Genomic DNA, 4,121 nt, shown 5'->3' on the forward strand with positions numbered 1-4,121 from the left:
AAATAAAAAAATCTAGTGGGAATTTGCTTCGAATTACAAATAATAGAATGAGTATACGCTATTTTTTAAAGAATTATAAACTAAATATAGAACAAAAGTTCGATTGATGGTAAAATATTCATACAGATATTTTGTAGTGTTTTTTGGGAATTAGGTACGTGGTTTAACAGATACAAATAGTTATGATAGATTTAAAGAGAATTAGATCTTGCTTAAGAAGTGTGGGTAGTTTCATTATGTTTTTATAAATAGGAAAAATGATTATATGCAGGGGGGATTAAATAAAGAAAAATTAGTAATGATAAGTTGGAAAGTTGTTTAGTAAGAAATCATTATCCTGTTAAAGGTGATGGAGGATTTTGGAGATGACAAAAGAGGAAATCGTTAAGCTATTTATAAATACGATAGTAAAGATAGAGCCAGAGAAGTTAGATGAATACATAGAAAAAGTTAAAAGAAATAGCCATTCTTCTAAATAAATAGGCTATTTCTTCTCGGGTTTCGTATGGTTTTTATTTAACGCCTGAGCGATAGAAAGCATTTGTCCTAATGCTATATCTTTTTCATCTTTTGGTAAAGGTTCTAGCCATTCCATAATTTCTTTAAACTTTTTATATTTGTGTGCATTTAAATCTATTTCTTTACTTTCTCCATATAAGTAGTCAATAGTAACATTAAATCTTTTTGAAACTTTTTCTAATGTTTCTCGTCCAGGAAAAGCTTTCCCATTTTCAAATTTAGAAACAGTTCCTTTTGTTAAGCCAACCTCTTTCCCGAATTGTTCTTGGCTTAGCTTACTATCTATTCTAATTTGTTTTAATCTATCTTTTATTTCCACAGTATATTGTCTCCCCTTTAAACGAGTTTCCAAAATAACTCTTATTTTCATTATAAAGTTTATTAATAGGAAACGTAAAGAGGAAAGGATTGATATAATATGAGGCTATTTAAAGAAGTGTTGGATCCTTCAATTTGTGAAATACGTAATGTTGAAGGGAGGTAGTAACAATCTTTTAATAACATGAAAAAAATTTTAAACGAAAAGTTTCACTGTATGAAACTCTGGGGCGTATGCCCTCATTAGAAAAAATACTTTTGTTGTAATGAGCAGGTTGAATTGCATGTCTCCAATAAATATAGAGTGATTTTTTTAAAAGGTAAGACGGATTTTATATGAAAAAAAATTATATTCTCGGGAGGTTTTTAATTTGGAACAACCACTTTTATTATCAATTATGGATAAAGAAACAGAAAAGAAAATACAAAAAGTAGTTATAAGTATTTTGAAGGAACATCGTGCATTAAAGGTGCGTTTTGGGGATGAGGTTGGGCAACAGCAGGGAGAAATCAATTTGTTTCCTGAAATTTGTAATACTAAACAGATTAACCAAATGAAGTATAGACAGGTTGAAAAAGCTTTAAAGTATAGTTTAGATGAGGACGAGAGAAACATCATTGAGATGAAGTATTTAAACGATCAAAAATTAAGAGATGATTATATTTATAATGAATTGTTAATAAAGAAAGATTCTTATTATGAAAAGAAAAAGAATGCCCTTCGTTTAATAGCTACAGCTTTAGGTGTAATGTGAGCATTATAAATAGGCAGATTTCTCAAATAAAGTTGCAATATTTATAAAGATATTCAAAGGAGAAATTTCCGATGAAGAGAGGGATAATTAGGGGGAATTTATAAATATGGATGAATGATAATCTTAGTATCAGAAGGGGGGAAACAAAATCCCTTCTGGTGACTAAGCGTTCCACCAGAATAGGACGCACTCGGGTTATCGTACAGTGATGCTTTCATAGGTCACCATGCACTTTGTTCGCGTAGATAACCAGCGGGGCCTTGGAGGTAAGAGTACTCCTGTATGGTGTGTGTATTGCTCAACTTTGTAGATATTATCTGAGCTAAACATAGAAATGAATTTTTTATTTTATGTATGTTTAACCTCCTACATCTAAGCAAGTTTGAGAATAGGAAGATAATATTTTTATGGGTTGAATAAATTTATATACTCTCAAACTTAATAAATTTAAAGTAGCGAAATAGCTTTTTATTTATTAGGTAAAAGAGTATTACAAGGAGGTATGATAAAGGAAGAAAATATGTATGTAATTCTCCTGAATCAACAGATTTAGAGAAGTATAGAAAATTGTAAGTAACTATAAATGTGCTGAAAGTAGACTAATAAAAAATAACTTGTTATGGAAAAGGTTATTAAAGATAAAAAACGTCCCTCCTATACAAATAAATCTTAATGATGTAATAAAAAGCGAAGAGAGACATTTGTCTTTCTTTTTTATTTTGAAAAGGAGAAAGGAACGTGGCTCATATTGCTAGTTTAATAAAGATATTTGGAGCGACATTTGGAGCTTTTTGTGGGTATTTTTTTGGAGGGTTTGATGTTGCATTGAAAGTATTGGTAATAATAGCAGTTATTGATTATCTGTCTGGAATGATTGCAGCAGGTTATAGCGGAGAATTGAAAAGCAAAGTTGGCTTTAAGGGCATTGCTAAAAAGGTGATGTTATTTTTATTAATTGGAGTTGCAGCACAGCTAGATTCAGTATTTGGTAGTAATAGTGGAATTCGAGAAGCAACAATCTTTTTCTTTATAGGAAATGAAGCATTATCGGTTTTAGAAAATGCTGGTCGTATAGGGATTAAGCTTCCAACAATATTAACCAGTGCTGTTGAAGTTTTGAATAATGAACAAAAACAAGAACATAAAAAGGAGAAATAAAGTAATGGGACACATTGTAGATATTTCAAAATGGAACGGTAATATAGATTGGAGTGTAGCGGCTCCTCAGCTTGATTTAGTTATTGCTAGGGTGCAAGATGGCTCAAATTATGTAGATCCTATGTATAAAGAATACGTTCAGGCTATGAAAGGTTATAAAGTACCGTATGGAAATTACGCATTTTGCCGCTTTACGTCTATTGCGGATGCTAAGAAAGAAGCGCAAGATTTTTGGGCGCGAGGTGACAAAGGTGCATTATTTTGGGTTGCAGACGTTGAGGTTAAGACAATGGGTGATATGCAAAGTGGGACGCAAGCGTTTATTGATGAATTACGCCGTTTAGGAGCAAATAAAGTTGGTTTATACGTAGGGCATCATACTTATGAAGCGTTTGGTGCAGCGAATATTAAAGCTGATTTTACATGGATTCCACGTTATGGTGGGAATAAACCAGCTTATCCTTGTGACATTTGGCAGTATACTGAGACAGGAAATGTATCTGGTATTGGTAAATGTGATTTGAATTATTTAATTGGTAACAAGTCATTATCTTGGTTTCTTGATGGAAATGGTGATAACAAGGGGCAACAAAGTCGACCAGTAGGTATTGGGATGGCTATCTCAAAATATCCTGTTGGATATGAGGTGAACTTAAATACAAATCCAACTGATTTTATATTTTCAGGTAATTCTATTAAGGATAAAAACCCATATTTAATTTATAAAGCTTGGTGGATCCCAGAATATATGATTAATTTTGGCGGGGATGAACAATGGGCAAAATTAGAGCATTTCGATGTTCAATGGTTTTATGCTTATTCAAAATATCCTTCGGGTTATCAAATTAGACATTACGATGGACCGAATGGAAAGGATACTGGTTTTGTAGATGGTAGCGAGCCGTATCGATTATTCGGGCGTCAAGATGGACATGTTGATATTGGTGGGAATCGTTGGATTCGTGAAGAACATGTAGTAATTAGATAATACAAAAGGCCAACTTATTTAAGTGGCCTTTTATATTTTTTATTAAATATTATTTGAAATTAATAGGATCGTTACTTTATATAAATTAATAGAAGAAAAGGAAAGGTGATATATATGATGGAAAATAGCGTAATGATGGGTGCACTTGCGAATGCGGATACGAAAGAAAATGTAGAAAAGTCATTTTATGCATATAATGAAGCTTCTTTTACATCAAGTAAATCAAATGGTGGAGCGGAGTATACGCCCCAAACGATTCTTGTGAAGGAAAAACGAAACAATGGTTGGTGGAAAATTCAAACTTGGGAAGGAGAGAAATGGATTAATTTAAATGGTGAGAAAAAGTATGTAGAGAAATCATTCTATACGTATAATGAGCCATC

At 32.1% G+C, this 4,121-nt stretch carries 4 protein-coding genes and 1 pseudogene; 4 read left to right on the plus strand and 1 reads right to left on the minus strand.

Annotated features, from left to right (window positions below):
* Positions 1–484: 484 nt before the first annotated feature.
* On the minus strand, positions 485–838 hold the full coding sequence (locus tag V7038_RS24920; protein WP_070138783.1) for a helix-turn-helix domain-containing protein: 354 nt from the start codon (positions 836–838) through the stop codon (positions 485–487).
* 370 nt (positions 839–1,208) lie between these two features.
* On the opposite strand from V7038_RS24920, the gene V7038_RS24925 reads away from it, so the two are divergent.
* From V7038_RS24925 to V7038_RS24940, 4 genes and pseudogenes are all read left to right on the plus strand, one after another.
* A complete protein-coding gene (locus V7038_RS24925) occupies positions 1,209–1,592 on the plus strand; it encodes an ArpU family phage packaging/lysis transcriptional regulator (protein WP_070138784.1) in 384 nt (127 codons plus the stop codon).
* Positions 1,593–2,330: 738 nt separating this feature from the next.
* Complete coding sequence (locus tag V7038_RS24930) at positions 2,331–2,750, plus strand: phage holin family protein (RefSeq protein ID WP_070138785.1); 420 nt, start codon at positions 2,331–2,333, stop codon at positions 2,748–2,750.
* A gap of 4 nt (positions 2,751–2,754) precedes the next feature.
* The gene (locus tag V7038_RS24935) at positions 2,755–3,738 is read left to right on the plus strand and encodes a glycoside hydrolase family 25 protein (protein ID WP_070138786.1); all 984 of its coding nucleotides are present in this window, start codon (positions 2,755–2,757) and stop codon (positions 3,736–3,738) included.
* 114 nt (positions 3,739–3,852) lie between these two features.
* A pseudogene (locus V7038_RS24940) lies at positions 3,853–4,121 on the plus strand (C40 family peptidase); the annotation flags it as partial.

Source organism: Bacillus sp. JJ783 (genome assembly GCF_036963225.1).
Classification (GTDB): domain Bacteria; phylum Bacillota; class Bacilli; order Bacillales; family Bacillaceae_G; genus Bacillus_A; species Bacillus_A cereus_U.

Coding starts and splice junctions, on each gene's coding strand:
- V7038_RS24935 (WP_070138786.1), top strand. CDS start 2,755: ATGGGACACATTGTAGATATTTCAAAATGGAACGGTAATATAGATTGG.